Annotated in this window: 11 protein-coding genes and 1 tRNA gene; 2 read left to right on the top strand and 10 right to left on the bottom strand. The window is 39.6% G+C overall.

Annotated elements, in window-relative coordinates; genetic code table 11:
• Window positions 1-10: 10 nt before the first annotated feature.
• The 8 genes from GKD17_RS04395 to GKD17_RS04360 all read right to left on the bottom strand — a co-directional run bounded on the left by GKD17_RS04395 (window position 11) and on the right by GKD17_RS04360 (window position 11,264).
• Window positions 11-3,505: a SusC/RagA family TonB-linked outer membrane protein gene (locus GKD17_RS04395; RefSeq protein WP_007836944.1), complete on the bottom strand. Its 3,495-nt coding sequence runs from the start codon at window positions 3,503-3,505 to the stop codon at window positions 11-13.
• Between the two features lie 57 nt (window positions 3,506-3,562).
• A complete protein-coding gene (locus tag GKD17_RS04390; RefSeq protein WP_007836943.1) occupies window positions 3,563-4,642 on the bottom strand; it encodes a FecR family protein in 1,080 nt (359 codons plus the stop codon).
• A 72-nt stretch (window positions 4,643-4,714) separates the two neighbouring features.
• Window positions 4,715-5,281, bottom strand: a complete 567-nt coding sequence (locus GKD17_RS04385) for a sigma-70 family RNA polymerase sigma factor (RefSeq protein WP_007836942.1) — start codon at window positions 5,279-5,281, stop codon at window positions 4,715-4,717.
• A 79-nt stretch (window positions 5,282-5,360) separates the two neighbouring features.
• A tRNA-His gene (locus GKD17_RS04380) sits at window positions 5,361-5,434 on the bottom strand.
• Between the two features lie 75 nt (window positions 5,435-5,509).
• Window positions 5,510-6,583 carry a CapA family protein gene (locus GKD17_RS04375; protein ID WP_007836941.1) on the bottom strand — a complete coding sequence of 358 codons (1,074 nt, stop codon included), beginning with the start codon at window positions 6,581-6,583 and terminating at the stop codon, window positions 5,510-5,512.
• Window positions 6,584-7,520: 937 nt separating this feature from the next.
• On the bottom strand, window positions 7,521-8,402 hold the full coding sequence (gene folD, locus GKD17_RS04370; protein WP_007836928.1) for a bifunctional methylenetetrahydrofolate dehydrogenase/methenyltetrahydrofolate cyclohydrolase FolD: 882 nt from the start codon (window positions 8,400-8,402) through the stop codon (window positions 7,521-7,523).
• Window positions 8,403-8,520: 118 nt separating this feature from the next.
• Window positions 8,521-9,843: a signal recognition particle protein gene (gene ffh, locus GKD17_RS04365; protein WP_007836927.1), complete on the bottom strand. Its 1,323-nt coding sequence runs from the start codon at window positions 9,841-9,843 to the stop codon at window positions 8,521-8,523.
• A gap of 98 nt (window positions 9,844-9,941) precedes the next feature.
• On the bottom strand, window positions 9,942-11,264 hold the full coding sequence (locus GKD17_RS04360) for an MATE family efflux transporter (RefSeq protein WP_007836926.1): 1,323 nt from the start codon (window positions 11,262-11,264) through the stop codon (window positions 9,942-9,944).
• Between the two features lie 604 nt (window positions 11,265-11,868).
• On the opposite strand from GKD17_RS04360, the gene GKD17_RS04355 reads away from it, so the two are divergent.
• Window positions 11,869-13,236, top strand: a complete 1,368-nt coding sequence (locus tag GKD17_RS04355) for an OmpP1/FadL family transporter (protein WP_007836925.1) — start codon at window positions 11,869-11,871, stop codon at window positions 13,234-13,236.
• A 60-nt stretch (window positions 13,237-13,296) separates the two neighbouring features.
• On the opposite strand, the gene GKD17_RS04350 is transcribed toward GKD17_RS04355, so the two are convergent.
• Both GKD17_RS04350 and GKD17_RS04345 read right to left on the bottom strand, forming a co-directional pair.
• A complete protein-coding gene (locus GKD17_RS04350) occupies window positions 13,297-13,857 on the bottom strand; it encodes an RNA polymerase sigma-70 factor (RefSeq protein ID WP_007836924.1) in 561 nt (186 codons plus the stop codon).
• A 24-nt stretch (window positions 13,858-13,881) separates the two neighbouring features.
• Complete coding sequence (locus tag GKD17_RS04345) at window positions 13,882-14,973, bottom strand: acyltransferase family protein (RefSeq protein ID WP_007836923.1); 1,092 nt, start codon at window positions 14,971-14,973, stop codon at window positions 13,882-13,884.
• Window positions 14,974-15,173: 200 nt separating this feature from the next.
• Between GKD17_RS04345 and GKD17_RS04340 the strand changes: the two genes are divergently transcribed.
• Window positions 15,174-17,597: a beta-N-acetylhexosaminidase gene (locus tag GKD17_RS04340; protein ID WP_007836915.1), complete on the top strand. Its 2,424-nt coding sequence runs from the start codon at window positions 15,174-15,176 to the stop codon at window positions 17,595-17,597.
• Window positions 17,598-17,743 lie beyond the last annotated feature (146 nt).

Raw genomic sequence — 17,743 nt, 5'->3', positions numbered from 1 at the left:
ATTCAATCATTTAAAAATTAAGGGACAAACCAATTGTATAAGTAGTAGGATTCGGAAGAGTCAATGCTCCCCATCCATACCCCGATGTAGTATACGCTTCCGGATCAATATCTCCGTTAGCAGCCCACCACCACACATTACTAATTTGACAAGTCACTGCGGCCGATTCTATAAAATATTTCCTCAACCAATTCTTTGGCAAATTGTAACTCAATGAGATATCTCTCAATTTGATATAATCTGCCTTTTTTACATGAATGTCTGCCGAATACCATGTCTGAGCATCTGTATAATAAATATTCCTATTGAAAGACGGAGCTACTCCTGGAATATTTTCATCCCCCGGTTTCCTCCAATGGTTTAAAGCCTTACGAGTAAGATTCGCACTCGGTGCACCACCCATATATCCAGCTACAACATCACGTAACACATGACCACCATAATATACAAACATAAATGAAAAATCAAAATCACGATAAGAGAAGAAATTTTTCAATGATGCCGTATACTTTGGAGTACGAGTTCCAGAATACACCATATCATCAATAGAACTTACTTTTGAAACTTTTTCTCCTTCTTTATTATACACCAACACATTCCCATTTGTCGGATTAAGTCCTGCATAACGATAACTAAAGACACTATTAATAGGGTAACCAACAGCTGCTACATTATATGCACTATAATAAAAAACCGTTTCTTTCGTACCTTCTAAATTAGTCAATTCATTTTTATTATAACTAAACATTAAATTTGTCCCCCAAGTAAAATTCTTATTTTGAATATTTACACTCTGTAATGACAATTCTACACCTCTATTAAACATCGAGCCATAATTTTGCAATAAACTTGCCCAACCTAAAGTCGGATCCGCATTACGATTTCCTAACAAGTCCGTCGTTTTCTTATAATAATAATCAATACTACCGCTTAAACGAGAATTGAATACAGAAAAATCAAGCCCCACATTGGTAGAAGCCGTTTTCTCCCAACGAAGTTGAGAATTGGGTGGATTCTTTATATACGAACCAAAATCTCCAACCCAATCATTATATCCGCTATCAACCACAGTCATATACGGTCCTGCATTTTTAGGAACATTACCACCCACACCATAAGTCATACGCAAGTTCAAACGATTCAACCACGTGCAATCTTCCATAAAAGGCTCATTAGCTATCTGCCAACTACCACCAACGGACCACAACGGACGATACTGATATTTAGGATCAGTACCAAATAAATTAGATTGATCGATACGAATACTTCCAGTTAATGAATAACGTTCGTCAAATGTATATGAACCATTAGCATAAAAAGAAACATATCGGTCTTCTGTATGAGTCAATGCATTATATTCACCATAGACCCAATTAAACGACCCCAACAAAGCTTCAGTACCATTAATAGGAGACATAACTAACGGATTTATAGGTTTTACTCCCAAACTATTATCATCATATCCCATATAATAATTCTGCGCACCAGTACGACGCACCAACCGACGTTCAGCACCACCCAACGCAGATATAGCATGTTTTCCCAATATACGATTAAAGTTCACCTGAGCACGCATTGTATACGAATAAGATTCATAACGACTTTCATCCAATTGGCCACCTTTAGGGACATTCAGTGTAAGGCTTCCTGTTGCCGCATCATATTGAGCTGCATCATTTATCATATTACGCACTTTATATGACATATTACTATATAAAGTACGATTTTTATCATAAGTCCCTTCTGTCTGATATTTTAAATCAATATTAAGACCTTCTAGAATTTTAAATTTCAATCCTGCATGCAAACGATAATAATTGGAATTATTATGATAGCTTTCTTCTGCACGATTCTTTATCGGACTATATGTTTCATCCATCAAACCTATACTTTGCAAACGTTGCAATTCATAATCTGATTTAGTACGTTGAAAATCTAGTGGATTTCCCTGTAAATCCCTTAACATATAATAACTAGGATAACTACTCATCAAGCTGCTATAACTACCTGCTCCATTATCACCCTTTGAACGATAAAAGCTTCCTGTAACTCCAAAATCAGCCGATAACCAATCAAAAAAATCCACATCATCTTTTAGGCTAAATCCAATACGATCTTTACTTTGATACTTTTGATTACCATAATCACCCATATAATTAACAGTAGCCATGTATCGATTTTTATTAGATCCACCAGAAATAGCTAAATTATGCTGATGAACAATACCTACACGCGCAAATTCATCTTCTATTTGTTTACGATTATCATTTGTACGATAAGGTAACAGAGCATCTGCCAATTGACCATCTGTCAGTTGACCTCGTTCATGCTGATACAATAAGCTAACTACCGGATTTACAGCTTGACGCTTATTCAAATTCTCATAAGCCGTATGATAATAATCAAACCCCTCAATCTGCATATCTACCAGCTCGGAACTACTCATCAAATTCAAATAATCAAAATCCGGTTTTGGAGACAACTTAATACTACCATTATAACTTACTTTAGTTTTACCTTCCTGTCCACGTTTAGTTGTAATAACAATTACACCATTAGCCGCACGGGCACCATAAATAGAACTTGCAGCAGCATCCTTCAATACTGTTATATTTTGTACATCTGTAGGATTTATTGATGCTAAATCACCTTCATAAGGCATACCATCAACCACATACAATGGCTTTGTATTTCCCATATAAGTAGTAATACCACGAATAACAACATCATTACTGTTGCTTGAAGTTTTATTTATACCTGCTACCAATCCTTCAATACGTGACAACACATCCGTTTCCAGTTTACCCTTCGTACTTTTCTCTGAAATCACAGAATAAGATCCTGTTGCTCGTTCTTTGGACAAAGTCTGATAGCCAGTTACTACAACATCCGCCAGTGCAGTGGCATTAGTTTCCATTTTCACATTCACCACTTTCTTACCAGCTTGTACCTTGACTACTTTATCTGCCATTCCAACAAAAGTAAATGACACTAAATCACCAGGAGTAACCCGCAAACTATACCGACCATCTATATCGGTTACAGTACCCTGACTTGTACCTCCAATCATAATGGTAGCTCCAATAATACTTTCTCCGGTTTCATCCATAACCACACCTGTCATATAAAAGGGTTCATGTTTTCCGGTTGTTTTCTCAACCTTTGAAGGTAAAATAAGAATCAAATTTCTTTTTACTTCATATCGTAATGAAGTCTGTTTACAAAAATCGTCCAAAACCGCATTCAAAGAAGTTTTGGTGTAAAATAAACTTACCCGTTTTCCTGAATCAATATTTTCTTCATCGTAAACAAAATGGATCTTTGCTTCCCTTTGCAGTTGATCCAAGGCTGTTCTGATTAAAACATTGTTCACATTGATAGTCACTTTAGTATCCGTTTGGGCAAATGCTTCACCCACCGAACAACAAAATACTATCAATGCAACAAAGCATTTCACCATGAGGCCTTTGCGACAGATAGTTTCGCTCAAAAGTTTTGTACTCATAATTGTTTGTTGATTTATTATTAAAAAAAGTCAATTCTCTCCTATCATTTTACTTTCTCATTCGTGCTTATCTTCAATGTAAATCGTTTCTCCTTCGCGGGTAAAATGTACATTAGACACTCTCTCAATTACTTCAATAGCAAAATTTAACTCTTCATCCCTGAAGATGATACCTGCAAATCTTTTATCTTTCAAAGATTCATTTTTAAAATAGATATCTACATTATACCACCGTGACAGTTGGGCAACAATTTCAGACAAAGACGTATTACGAAACTCATAATTTCCCTTCGCCCAAGAAGTAAATAGATAAGCAGGCACATCACGTGTCACTATATCATCATTATCCAGTTCAATAACCGCTTGTTGGTCAGGATTTAACACAACCGAAACTTTAGCTGTACTTACTTTAATACGCCCTTCTGCAAGAGTTGTATATACCTTATAATCAGGATAAGCAGATATATTAAAACTTGTACCAAGTACCTCCACCGAATGTCTGTTTGTATGAACTATAAAAGGATGTTTAGCATCTTTCGCCACTTCAAAAAAAGCTTCCCCTTCTAGAAATACTTCTCTTTTTTCTCCAACGAAAGAAGTTGGATAACGTAAAAGACTTTCAGCATTCATCCATATCCTTGTTCCATCCGATAAAATCAACTGATATTCCCCTCCTCTTGGAATAGCCAGTGTATTAATCTGAGGAGTTGAAGAAACCTCTTCCACTTTTCTATAAGTCAATAATTGATTGGCATTATTATTGATTACAGTAGAATTTACATTAGAAATAGTACCTTTTTTAACAGACAAGTCCACTTTTTCTCCATTCTCTAAAGTAAGGATAGCCTTGCGGCTGCCTGTTTCCGGAAATGAAATCACAGCAGCCACTACAGCCTCCTTGTTTTGCGTGTTATTGTGGAGAGAGAATATATGACTAATTCCTAAAATAAGAAAAAGAAGAGCCGCTGATGCCGCTACACAATATAAACTGATACGGCGTTTCCTTCTTTTTTCAAGCTTGTATTGCAGGTTTTCCCATGAACGTTCATGATCATATTGACAACGAAATTCTTCTTTTCGCTGCGCTATATAATACTCAAAAGACTTTTTGTTCTTTTTTGGATTCTCTTTGTTCATCGATTACTTTCTTTTAATAAAAGAGAGCCCAAATTAATAAATGGGTGACAGGAAAAGAAGAAAAATTTAATTTTAGTAAAACAGTGAGTGTAGATTGTATTCTTTTCTTAATTGTCTCAAGGCTCTTGTCAGATGAGTTTTTAGGGTATTCACAGAAATATGGAGTTCTTCAGCCGCTTCTTTATATTTCTTATTTTCCATAATGACAGCTCTCACTACTTGTAATTCCTGACGAGGTAATTTTTGTAATTTTTCCAATAATAACTTATTTCGTTCCTCTTGCTCCTCTTCATCTATAGACTCTTCAGGAATACTCATATCAAGACCTGAGAGTTCCTCCATAGATAACATGTTATTTTTCTGTAAAGTATTGATTGCCGCATTCCGCACAGACAAATAAAGATAGTAACGAAGATTTTGATTTATTTTCAAGTAATATTTCTTCTCCCAAAAATAGATAAAGAAATCCTGCACAATATCTTCAGCCATCTCAAAAGAATCGGTCAGTTGCACTGCATATATACATAATTTCATGTGATAAGCATCAAATAATAAACGAAAAGCCTCCTTGGGAGATGTCCGGAACAACTCCAAGATATACTTATCCTTTTCGCTATTATCTTTTAAATTTATCACCATGATAATACACTAATAGATATAAAAACTGAAAAAAGGTTCTATAAATCATTAGATTTACAGAACCTTTCATATGTTAAAGGGTGACTAGTGGGATTCGAACCCACGACATTCAGAACCACAATCTGACGCTCTAACCGACTGAACTATAGTCACCATGTTAGGCTTTCCTTTCGAAAGCGATGCAAAGGTACTGTTTTTTTTTATATCCGCAAACTTTTTGAGGAAAAATTATTCAAAAAAATACTCTTTTATGCCTCCATTCGATTTCCCTAATAAATTCTCAGTTCCTTTCAAGAAACGTTTCATCACATTAAGTTCCTCATTATGAATGGATTTATTTATAAAAGTAACAGGATATAATTCAAAGTTCTTTTTTTTACTTAAAACTGGTCTCGAAGTCCAAACCAACGCATATTCACAATTCGCTAAACGAGTTATTCGAAAAATCCGTTGCAACTTCAATCTCACCATAGCTCCTCCATCCGTTTTTTCTTTCGACATATTTGAGATAAAATTACCTAATGAATAAACAATGACATGCCGGGCAGGAGTCCGGGAGTCTTTTACAATTTCCATAGGCTGGAGTACATGCGGATGCGAACCTATTACATGATCAACTCCTTGTCCAATCAACCAGCCAGCCAGTTCACGCTCCGATCGTTCAGGGAACGAACAATATTCCACTCCCCAATGCATACAGGCTATAATAACATCAGGAAGTTTCCTGCGCGCATCAAGAATATCTTTTTTTATCTGTTCCCGATTAATATAATTAACCATATTCGGAGCATCAGTCTTAAAGCCATTCGTTCCATAAGTATAGTTCAACAATACAATTCTAAAACCATTTTTCTCAATCAATAACGGGTAGTTCCTATGGCGTTCTTCCGGGTTCCTATAGGTCCCAGCATGATGTATTTTCAAAGAATCCAGCATCAGGATAGTACGTTCCAGCCCCAGTTTCCCCTTATCCAGACAATGATTGTTAGCGGTCAGCAATACATCAAATCCGGCTTCCTTTATGGCATAAAGATATTCGTCCGGAGCACTGAACACCGGATACCCTCTATAAGGCTTTCCTCCCAATGTCACCTCCAAGTTCCCTATAGCCATATCCGCCTCACTTATTTCTTTCTTCACATGACGGAAACAATCATTATAATTATACCCGTCTCCTTGCCTGGCTGCATCAATTTGAGCCTGATGTTGCATCAAATCACCGACAAACAACAAAGAGATCTGATCTTGCGCCGATAGCGACAAACCAAACCATAGCAAAAAAAGAATGAAGATCTGTTTCATCTATTCTAATATTAAAGGGTACAAGATAGGAAAAAATTCGTAAAGAACAAAGTTCTACACTAATTTACAGTTTTCATACGCTTGAATTCCGTAGGAGCAACCCCGAACTGTGCCAACAGGCTTCACTAACCTGTACCCGTTCTGAAACAGCAGTACCATCGTTTTTTTCAAGCGAATAATACAAATAAAAATTAGAAAGAGGGTCTACAAGCATTTGCAACAAATCTTTATATATCACACACATGCCTTATTGATGACAATGACCCCAACAGAAACTACGTCAGCAAGCATGCCAACCGCCAGTCCAAAAGACAAGGACATTTAAAAAAAAGACCAAGACGTTTTTAAAAAAGACGGCGGCCTTTTAAAAAAAGCTTGTCATCTTTTTTAAAAATGACCTGATCTTTTTTACCACAGCTGGAATCCGCCATATTCCATAAAGGTACAAATCCTCTATGCGCACTTCTTACAAGAAAAAAAGCCTAAAAATAGCCTACTTTACATCAAAACGGAATAGCCTATAAAAAGAATATATATAACTGTTTTCAAGCCTCTTATGCAAAATTCAGCTTCAAAATATAATGAGGGCATAAGAGCATAAGTGAGAGCAATATTTTTTACCCTCACCATCTAAATCTTTTATAATAAACCTATTATACATGCAGTGAGAGCATGAGGGCATAAATGTCCCGAACTTCCCAGCGAGAAAGACCTATACATCAAAGACACTCCCGAAAATATAGTCATTCCGAAGAACAAAATAATCTTTTAAGAGCGAAAATCCTTCCTTATGATTTTACAGGTAAGTCCGAAAAGCAGGCATAACTTTTGTTCATGAAAACAAGTGTGTCAAAAGCAGGTCAGCTTATCCTGTAAGCATTACCAAACTTTTGACACATTCTTTTTTATCCATCAAGCTTCGCAAAGCGCATGGCACTTACTTGTAAATGACCTTTTTTCCAGCCAGCAACGTATTCTTCATTAAAGATACAATAGTCATGGGCCCCACACCGCCCGGCACCGGAGTGATATAAGAACATTTGGGAGCCACTTCATCAAATTTCACATCGCCGGTCAGTTTGAATCCGGATTTCTTTGTAGCATCCGGCACACGGGTAGTACCTACATCAATAATGACCGCACCTTCTTTCACCATCTCAGCCTTTACAAAATTAGGCTGACCCAGTGCAGCAATGATAATGTCAGCTTCCTGACATTCTTTTACCAAATCCTTGCTGCGGCTGTGGCAAACAGTTACAGTGGCATCACCCGGATAAGCTTTCTGCATCATCAGACTTGCCATAGGCTTACCTACAATGTTACTGCGGCCCAATACCACACATTTTTTTCCTTGGGTTTCAATGTTGTAACGCTTCAGCAATTCAAGAATACCGTTAGGAGTAGCAGATACATAGCAAGGAAGACCAATGGACATACGGCCTACATTGATAGGGTGAAAACCATCCACATCTTTCCGATAGTCAATGGTTTCAATCACTTTCTGCTCGGAAATATGTTTCGGCAAAGGGAGCTGTACAATGAAACCATCCACGTCAGCATCCTCATTCAGTTCTCTGACCTTTGCCAATAATTCTTCTTCCGTCACATCCGCTTCATAGCGAATCAGACTGGATTTGAAACCACATACCTCACAAGCCTTTACCTTGGCCGCTACGTATGTTTCACTTCCTCCGTCGTGTCCGACGAGAATTGCAGCTAAATGGGGACGCTTGCCACCTTTAGCCACGATTTCGGCAACTTCCGCAGCAATTTCCTGCTTCACCAGTTCCGAAATAGCTTTTCCATCAATTAGTTGCATACTATCTATTTACTTATAAATTATTCATTGAGCAACAAATGTAGTATAAATCAGCCATGCAGCATAATAAAAAAAGGAGAAAGTTTCACACTTTCTCCCTTATCTGTTTATTTAAGCATCACTTTTTAAGTTTCGGCATCATCTTACCCATCTTACTGCCGGTCACCATCTTCATCATCTTGCGAGTCTGGTCAAACTGTTTCAACAGACGGTTTACCTCCTGAATGCTGGTTCCACTACCTTTGGCTATACGTGTACGGCGCGTTCCGTTCAGAATTTCAGGATTTGTACGTTCCTGCGGAGTCATGGAATAAATAATCGCTTCAATACTCTTGAACGCATTATCATCGATATCAATATCTTTGATAGCTTTCCCCACACCCGGAATCATGGATGCAAGTTCTTTCAAATTACCCATCTTCTTAATCTGATGAATCTGGCTCAAGAAATCATTAAAGTCGAACTGATTCTTGGCAATCTTCTTCTGAAGACGCTTTGCCTCTTCCTCGTCATATTGCTCCTGCGCACGCTCTACCAAAGACACGATATCACCCATGCCGAGAATACGGTCTGCCATACGTGCAGGATGGAACTGGTCGATAGCATCCAACTTTTCGCCGGTACCCACAAACTTGATAGGCTTGTTTACCACGGTACGGATAGAAAGAGCAGCACCACCACGGGTGTCACCATCCAACTTGGTCAGCACGACGCCGTTAAAGTCCAGACGTTCATTAAACTCACGAGCTGTATTCACCGCATCCTGACCGGTCATTGAATCGACCACAAACAAAGTTTCATCCGGATTTATCGCTTTCTTGATAGCCTCAATCTCGTTCATCATCTGCTCATCGATAGCCAGACGGCCGGCTGTATCGACAATGACCAAATCATACCCTTTCGCTTTTGCTTCATGAATAGCGTTCAATGCAATCTGCACCGGATTCTTGCTGTCCAACTCACTATATACAGGAACCTCGATTTGTTCTCCCAATACTCTTAACTGTTCGATAGCAGCGGGACGATAGACGTCACAAGCCACCAACAGCGGCTTACGGTTCTTCTTGGTTTTCAGCATACGGGCCAGCTTACCGGAGAAAGTAGTCTTACCGGAACCTTGCAGACCTGACATCAGGATAACTGCCGGACGACCTTCCAACACCAATTCGGCAGTTTCACCACCCATCAATGCGGTCAGTTCATCATGTACAATCTTTACCATCAACTGGCTGGGCTTCACAGCCGTAAGCACATTCTGCCCTAAAGCTTTTTCTTTCACTGTATCAGTAAAGCCTTTGGCGACCTTATAGTTCACGTCAGCATCCAACAAAGCTTTACGCACATCCTTCAACGTTTCCGCTACATTAATCTCGGTGATTTTTCCCTCACCTTTCAGAATCTTAAAAGACCGTTCCAGTCTCTCACTTAAATTATCGAACATATATCTTTAATTATAAATTACGAATTATGATTGCCTGTCATTCTTTACTAACCTTCAGAATAACAACAGGGTGCAAAAATACAAAAAACTTATGAACCTTATATCTTTTTATTCTGCCATTTTGCTTTTTTCAAATAAATAACGCTGCTAAGCAGTAACAAACTATAGTACACCACCTCTATGGAGAAACAAACCGAAACCGGTGCTTTCACTACCATGCCTATCCACAGAATGTAAAGGGTATAGAACACCAAAGTCCCCATTTCAAGTATCAGAGCAGCCTGCGTATTTCCAGTTCCCGAAATGGCATTGAAATAGACATTAGCCACCGATGCGATGACCATTGCCACAGCAATGACATACAACGAAGGCACGGATTCCACCAGCAAGGCCTGCTCATTGGTATAAACCGAAAGCATAGCATGAGGGAAAAGTACCACTATGGCCACACAGACTATCATGATGAAAAACGACATCCGTGCGATACGCCAAATCAAGCGCATGACATGGGCTATTCCTCCCGCACCGATCAGATTGCTGACCAAGGAATTGGTAGTAGTAGATAGTGCCTGAACCGGAATGAGCATCACGATATAGATACTACGTACGATATTGGCAATCGCTAGCTCGCGTTGCCCCAACCGTTCTATCGCGATGAAAAAGACAAACCAAGTAGCCATGGCCAAAAAATATTGTACCATGGTAAAACACGATATACTCAGAATCCTTCCCAATAAAGAGAAATCAATCTTCTGCCAGTGATTCAAGCCGAATTTCTTAAAATCCACCTTTGCGTAGGTATAAATCAAGAAGAAAGCCAATGAAGCGGCTTCAGCCATCACCGAAGCGATAGCTGCTCCTTTAATCCCCATCTCCGGCATTCCAAACTTACCGAAAATCAAAATATAGTCCAACAACACATTCACCAATGCCATGACCACCGCATTCATCGTCAGCACTTTAGTACGTGTAATGCCAATATACAGCGCACGGAACATCACGTTGATAAAAGCGAAGAAAAAACCAAAGATACGCCAGTTGAGGAATTCCATGGTGGCGTCAAAAATGGAATCAGATGAGATGAGCAGACGGACAACAGATGGAGCCAACAGATGAGTCAGCCCGAACATGAGCACCGCCAGCCCCAGCAAGAATGTCCCTCCCTGTATCATCACAGGGCCTACATCTTTGTAACGCCCTTCACCATTACGACGGGCAATCAAAATTTGTGAACCGATACTAAAGCCAAAAGCAATAGTAAAGACACAGATATAAAACAATCCACCCATGGCGGAAGCTCCCAGTTCGACTTCCCCCACTCTACCCAAGAAAGCCGTATCCGTCACATTTATAATGTTTTGCGCTAATAATCCGAGAAAAATCGGATAACTCACGTTCCATATTTCTTTGTTAGTATACATATAAAAAATTTGTATTGCGTAAAAGGGTTACAAAGATACAACATTCTTCTCAATCCACCATGCTGAATGTGGTGAAGAATCTGTAAACAGGCAAAGAATTTATTCCTGGAAATAACCATTCCGGAACAAAAGGCATATCATGCCCAAACTATGCTGGAAACTTCCGGGAACTTCCAGCATAGTTGGCAAAAGTTTTCAGCATAGTTTGAAAAAACGACCCGAGCGTTGACAGAACATGACGGACGTTTTTTTCAAAGAACCCTTAAGGGAGTTTTTCTTTGTTTCTTTCTTTGTTTTAATATAATAAGGTAGAAAATCCACGATAAGTCCACAACTTGTCCACAGCATAGGCATTAACCTACTATAAGACAAAGAATTAATTAAAAAAAGTTCGTCCACAAGTAATCCACAAGGCACTCAACAGCTAAAAAACACTCAGAAAATCATGGGTCAAAAGCCTTCTGAAATAAACGAAGAAAATTAAATAGTTTCTACTGAAACAGTTGATTTTTTCAATAGATTATGCAAATAATTGCACAAAAGGTTTGTCCGCGTGTTATTTTATCCTACCTTTGCGCCCGCAAACAAAAAAATTAAGTAATAAATGAAGAAACTATTATTAATTAGCGCAGCGACGCTAATCGTTTCAAATTCAACTTTCGCAGGAGGTATTTTAACCAATACAAATCAACATGCAGCTTTTCTCCGTATGCTATCCCGTGGTGCTACTACAGAAATAGATGGTGCTTTGTCTAATCCTGCCGGACTGGCTTTCTTACCCAAAGACGGATTCCATGTAGGATTGAGCATTCAAAGTGCTTATCAGACTAGAAATATTGATGCTAGTTTTATGACATACAACGGGGTTAGCGCCACAGGTCCTACCGTTGCAGACAAGCCTTTCGAAAAATATTATGAAGGAACGGCAGCCGCACCGGTTATTCCCAGTTTATTTGCAGCCTATAAAAAAGACAAATGGACTATTTCAGGTTTCTTCGCTATTACCGCCGGAGGTGGAAAAGCATCTTTCGATGACGGATTGCCTATGTTTGAATCTGCGGCCATGGCCGGTATTTTTCAGAATAGTGTGAAAGCACATCAGGCAAACCCACAAAGTCCGATAATCGTTCCCGGCATGTATGATATCACAAGCGCCATGGATGGTAAACAATATATTTACTCTTTACAGTTGGGATTATCCTATAAAGCTACCGAATGGCTTTCTGTATTCGGTGGAGGACGTATGAACTATTTTACAGGCGGTTATAAAGGATTCTTAAATGCCATTGTGAAAGGAACAGATACCAACCTGTTGCCACTCGCTCTGAACTGTGACCAAACAGGTTGGGGACTCACTCCTGTAATCGGTGCAGATGTTAAATTGGGCAAACTGAATATCGGTGCTAAATATGAGTTCAAGACCAATCTGAATATCGAAAACAATACAAAGAACTTACAATATCCACCCAGTGCCAAAGATATGGTAGCCCCCTACGAACACGGTGTGAATACTCCCAATGACATCCCAGCCATGCTCTCCATTGCAGCCGCCTACGAATTCCTTCCGGTACTTCGTGCTTCTGTAGAATATCATTTCTATGATGATAAAAACGCAGGTATGGCAAACGGTAAACAAAAATATCTGACTAAAGGAACCAATGAATACTTGGCAGGTATCGAGTTTGATGTAACCAAGCAACTGACCCTCAGCTGTGGTGGACAGATCACTGACTACGGACTATCAGATAACTATCAATCAGATACTAGTTTCTCTTGTGATTCTTACTCTTTGGGAGTCGGAGCCAAAATAAAAATGAACAAGCATCTCAATCTGAATGTCGGCTATATGTGGACTAATTATGAGGATTATACCAAGAAGTCAACCAACTATAACGGAACCGGATTACCCGGAACAAATGTATACAGCCGTACTAACAAAGTATTCGGTTTAAGTGCAGATTATAGTTTCTAATCCCTGTATATGAAATAAAAAAGAAGGCCATACCTAAACAACTGAGGTATGGCTTTTTTTTTACAAAAAACTCCAAAGAAACTGATAATCTTTCAGCCGCACCCGCAACTGTTTCAACGACCGGGTGATATGAAATTCCACAGTCTTTACAGAAATATCCAATCGCAAAGCAATTTCCTTGTTCGGTAAATTTTTCATCCGGCTCAAAATAAACACCTCCCTGCTTGTAGGAGGCAGTTCACTAATAGCTTCCTGCACCAAAGCCTGTATCTCATCACAAAACAATTTATCGGGATCACAAGCCTCCAAAGTCGAGATACGCAAAGCCAGCTCTTTCTGCCGTATATCTCCTATATGCTGCTCGGCACGCATACGTACCTCCAAGTGTTGCAAATGATTCAGTGAACGATTTTTTATGGCTGTCAACAACAATGCGGAAATATTCGTATCCTCCCGCAATTCATTCCGGTGCTCCCACACATTGGTAAACGCCCCCATTACAATATCCTCAGCCTCTTCCTTGTCCCTGACGTACGAGTAAGCAAACTGAATAAACTGTTGCTGACGTTTACTAAACACCTCCGTCAGTTCTGACATAAAAATATTCCCCGTTTCTTTCATCTAACTAATTTTCTGTATCCGTTTCTAAATCTTGATATAGATGCCTTTTTTATATAAAATATGAACAATGCTCCAACAGAATATAATATAGATCAAAGCATAGACTAATGAGCTGGGATAATCCCCCAATGCCGGAGCCAGCATCTTTTCATAAATAAAGGCACTCACGCCCGTAGCACCCAATGCGATTCCCATTGTTTCCGCAAACACATAAATAAACAAAGGATTCACTCCGAATGACCGGAAAAAAGCACACCAGTTCTGATATCCTTTCATATCAATAATCCAAATGAGCAGAGCCAAAAAACTGGACGCCAATCCACAAGTTATAATAACAAAAGTAGGCGACCACACTTTTTTATTAATAGGGCAGCCATAACTTAACAGAAAGCCGGCAAATGTAAGTATAGTTCCTATCAGAAACAACCGCTGTATCTTTTCGGCATTATCTTTAGCGGAAAGCAACAACTTTCCACAATAAAATCCTACCATCACATGGCACACCGCAGGAACAGTACTCAGCAGCCCTTCCGGATCAAACGCCATTCCGCCCTCATGGTACATATGGGATGTGCCCAATGCCCATGCGTCAAAACGAGCCACAACATTGGTTTCCGACTGATTGAAGCCGTCTCCCGTAGCCAATAAAAGAAAATAAGCGGCCAAAGTCACCAAAATGATAGCAGGAAAATATTTATGCTTCACCGTTATAGCAACCAGACTGGTCACACCGTATCCTATAGCGAGCCGTTGCATGACTCCCAGATAGCGCCATTCTTCAAAATTCAGATGATGTGTAAAAACAGACTTAGCTAAAAGATTCAACAATAGACCGATACAAAAAATAATGACTGTACGCTTCATTATTTTACGCAACGTGGCATGTGAATAAGTAAAATTATATTTCCGCAAAGAAATATAAGTCGAGATTCCCATAATGAACATAAAAAAAGGGAAAACGAGATCGGTGGGGGTCAATCCGTTAAAGGCGGCATGCTCCAGCGGAGCATACACATACCCCCACGAACCGGGGTTATTCACAAGAATCATGCCTGCAATGGTGATGCCTCTCAAAATGTCAAGAGCGAGCAATCGTTTGGGGGTATTTGCTGTCATGTGTGTCAGATTAATAAATTGGTTAACTCGGACAAAGATAACATTCTATTAGCAATAAAGAAACAAATCTGTGAAAAATATTTTTATATTGTAAACATATTAATCTCTCTGAAAAACATGTTTATTCCGTTTTTATTGCTATTTTTGTCCGCAAAGAATTTCTATACCCCCTTTATTTAAAAACTTAGCACAGATATATTATGAAAAAAAAGAGTCTGCTAGTATTTTTCGTTGGGCTATTAACGTGTGGGTGCCAAATGAAAGAAGTAATCAATGAGTACAATGTAGTTCCGCTGCCTGTTACTATGAATGAGCAGCCGGGACGTTTTTATCTGAACAGCGATGTTCCTGTCGTTGTGAACGCCTCACAAGAAGTGAAAAATATCGCTTCCAGTCTATCAACTACCGTATTGGATGTAGCCGGTATCAAATTGAAACCGGGTGGTGAATTACATGAAAATGTACCCACCATTGTTTTTGACAGCATTCCGGATATGGAGAAAGAAGCCTACAAATTATCAGTCACCCCCCAACAGATAAAGATTACAGCATCAACACCTAACGGATTTTATTACGGACTGCAAACTCTGTATCAACTGTTGCCGGTAGCTATTTATAGCAAGGAAAGAGCACGCAATGCCGAATGGAGCGTACCTTGCGTCGAGATAGAAGATACTCCGGCGTTCCGATATCGCGGAGCAATGCTGGATGTATGCCGTCATTTTGCATCGATAGATTACATCAAAAAATTCATTGATGTATTGGCCGTACATAAGATGAATACCTTCCACTGGCATCTTACGGATGACCAAGGCTGGAGAATCGAAATCAAAAAGTATCCCAAACTGACCGAAATCGGTTCCCAACGTTCAGAAACCATGGTGGATTATTTCTATACCCACTACCCGTTTAAATATGACGGCAAACCTCATGGAGGTTACTATACACAAGAAGAAATTAAAGAAGTGGTAGCATACGCCCAAAGCAAATATATCACCGTCATTCCGGAAATAGAGCTACCGGGACATGCCTTGGCAGCCATTGCCTCTTACCCCGAATTATCCTGTACTCCGGACAGCACCTACGAAGTTTGCAAACTGTGGGGTGTGTTTGACCAGGTATTCTGCCCTACCGACACTTTCTTTCAATTTATGGAAGGAGTCATGGACGAAGTGGTGGAATTATTCCCAAGTTCTTATATACATATAGGTGGTGACGAATGCCCCAAATACGCATGGGAACATTGTTCCCATTGCCAAAAACTGATACGAGACCTAGGGCTTAAAGATGATGTCACTCCTAATCCCGTAGACGGCAGAAAGCATACCAAAGAAGAGAAGTTACAAAGCTATATCGTAAACCGTGCGGAAAAATACCTGAACAGCAAAGGACGCAACATCATCGGTTGGGATGAAATTCTGGAAGGCGGGCTTGCTCCCAACGCCACAGTAATGTCATGGCGTGGTGTGGAAGGCGGAATGACCGCAGCCAAAGCCGGGCATGATGCCATCATGACTCCCAATCCTTACGCTTATCTTGATCATTATCAAGAAGAACCGGAAATAGCCCCTGTCACTATCGGTGGGTATAACACATTGAAGAAAACATATAGTTACAATCCTGTACCGGCTGATGCAGACAGTCTGGTAAAACAACACATCATAGGCGTACAAGCTAATTGCTGGGCTGAATATATGCCAACCGAAGACAATCGTGACTATCAAATCTTCCCACGTTTAATCGCCATAGCCGAGACCGGATGGACTCCGATGAAGGAGAAGAATTTCACTTCATTCTGCAGCCGCATGGTAGAAGATTTCAAACGTCTGGAAATAATGGGGGTAAAACCATGCCTCAACTTCTTTGATGTAAACATTAATACCCGTTCCACTAAAGAAGGAGTACTGAATGTAGAACTGGAAACATTCTATCCGGGAGCACAAATCTATTATACAATCCACGGTGAGGAACCGTCTGTAAATGCCAGCTTATATAGCCATCCATTCCCATTGGAAGGTACTTACGACTTGAAAGCCGCCGCCTTTGTTGACGGTAAGCAGATTGGTAAAGTTACCCATAAACAACTTTACAAGAATTTAATCAGTGGAAAGAAATATGAAATAACTCCGGAACCCAAAGGAATGAAGGGGGATATTTTAGGAGAAAATGACATATTAGGGGCCGATACGGTGACTTTAGGACTAACCAACGGAAAACGTGGGAACAATGCCTCTTCCACTCCATGGGTAGGTATCCGCCCGGACAATAATGATAAAGTGACCTTCGTGGCAGACTTTGATAAAGCTACAATCAGTAAAATCAGATTTGGTACGCTTTATAATGCAGCCGGCAATATATTACCGGTAAGCAAAGCTGTGGTGTATGTTTCCGCCTCAGGCAATAAATTCGAGAAAGTGGCCGAAAAGGAATTTACCTATGACATCAAAGAAAACACCTTCAAAGGATTCGATGAAGAAATAGAGTTCCCGGCACAAGAAGCTGTAAAGGTGAAAATAGAATTTACAAGCGGAGGCAAAATACGTAATGGTATTGATTGCTATAGTCCGCATGATAAGAGCGAAGTGCCCAGTACAATGGCATTGGATGAAATAGAAATCTATTAATTCCACGAAAGAAGTAAAATAAACAACTGTCCGGAAGCTATCTTTTGCTTTCGGACAGTTTCTTTTGTGCAATTCAATGCAGGCTGTTCCATCCAAGCGCGATATGACACTTTTATGAGGAACCACACAGCCTTTTTCAAATAAAT

It is taken from the genome of Phocaeicola dorei, from assembly GCF_013009555.1.
In the GTDB taxonomy this organism is placed as follows: Bacteria; Bacteroidota; Bacteroidia; order Bacteroidales; family Bacteroidaceae; genus Phocaeicola; species Phocaeicola dorei.
Note: the sequence above shows the minus strand (reverse complement) of the source record. Positions and strands in the feature narration are given on the sequence as shown.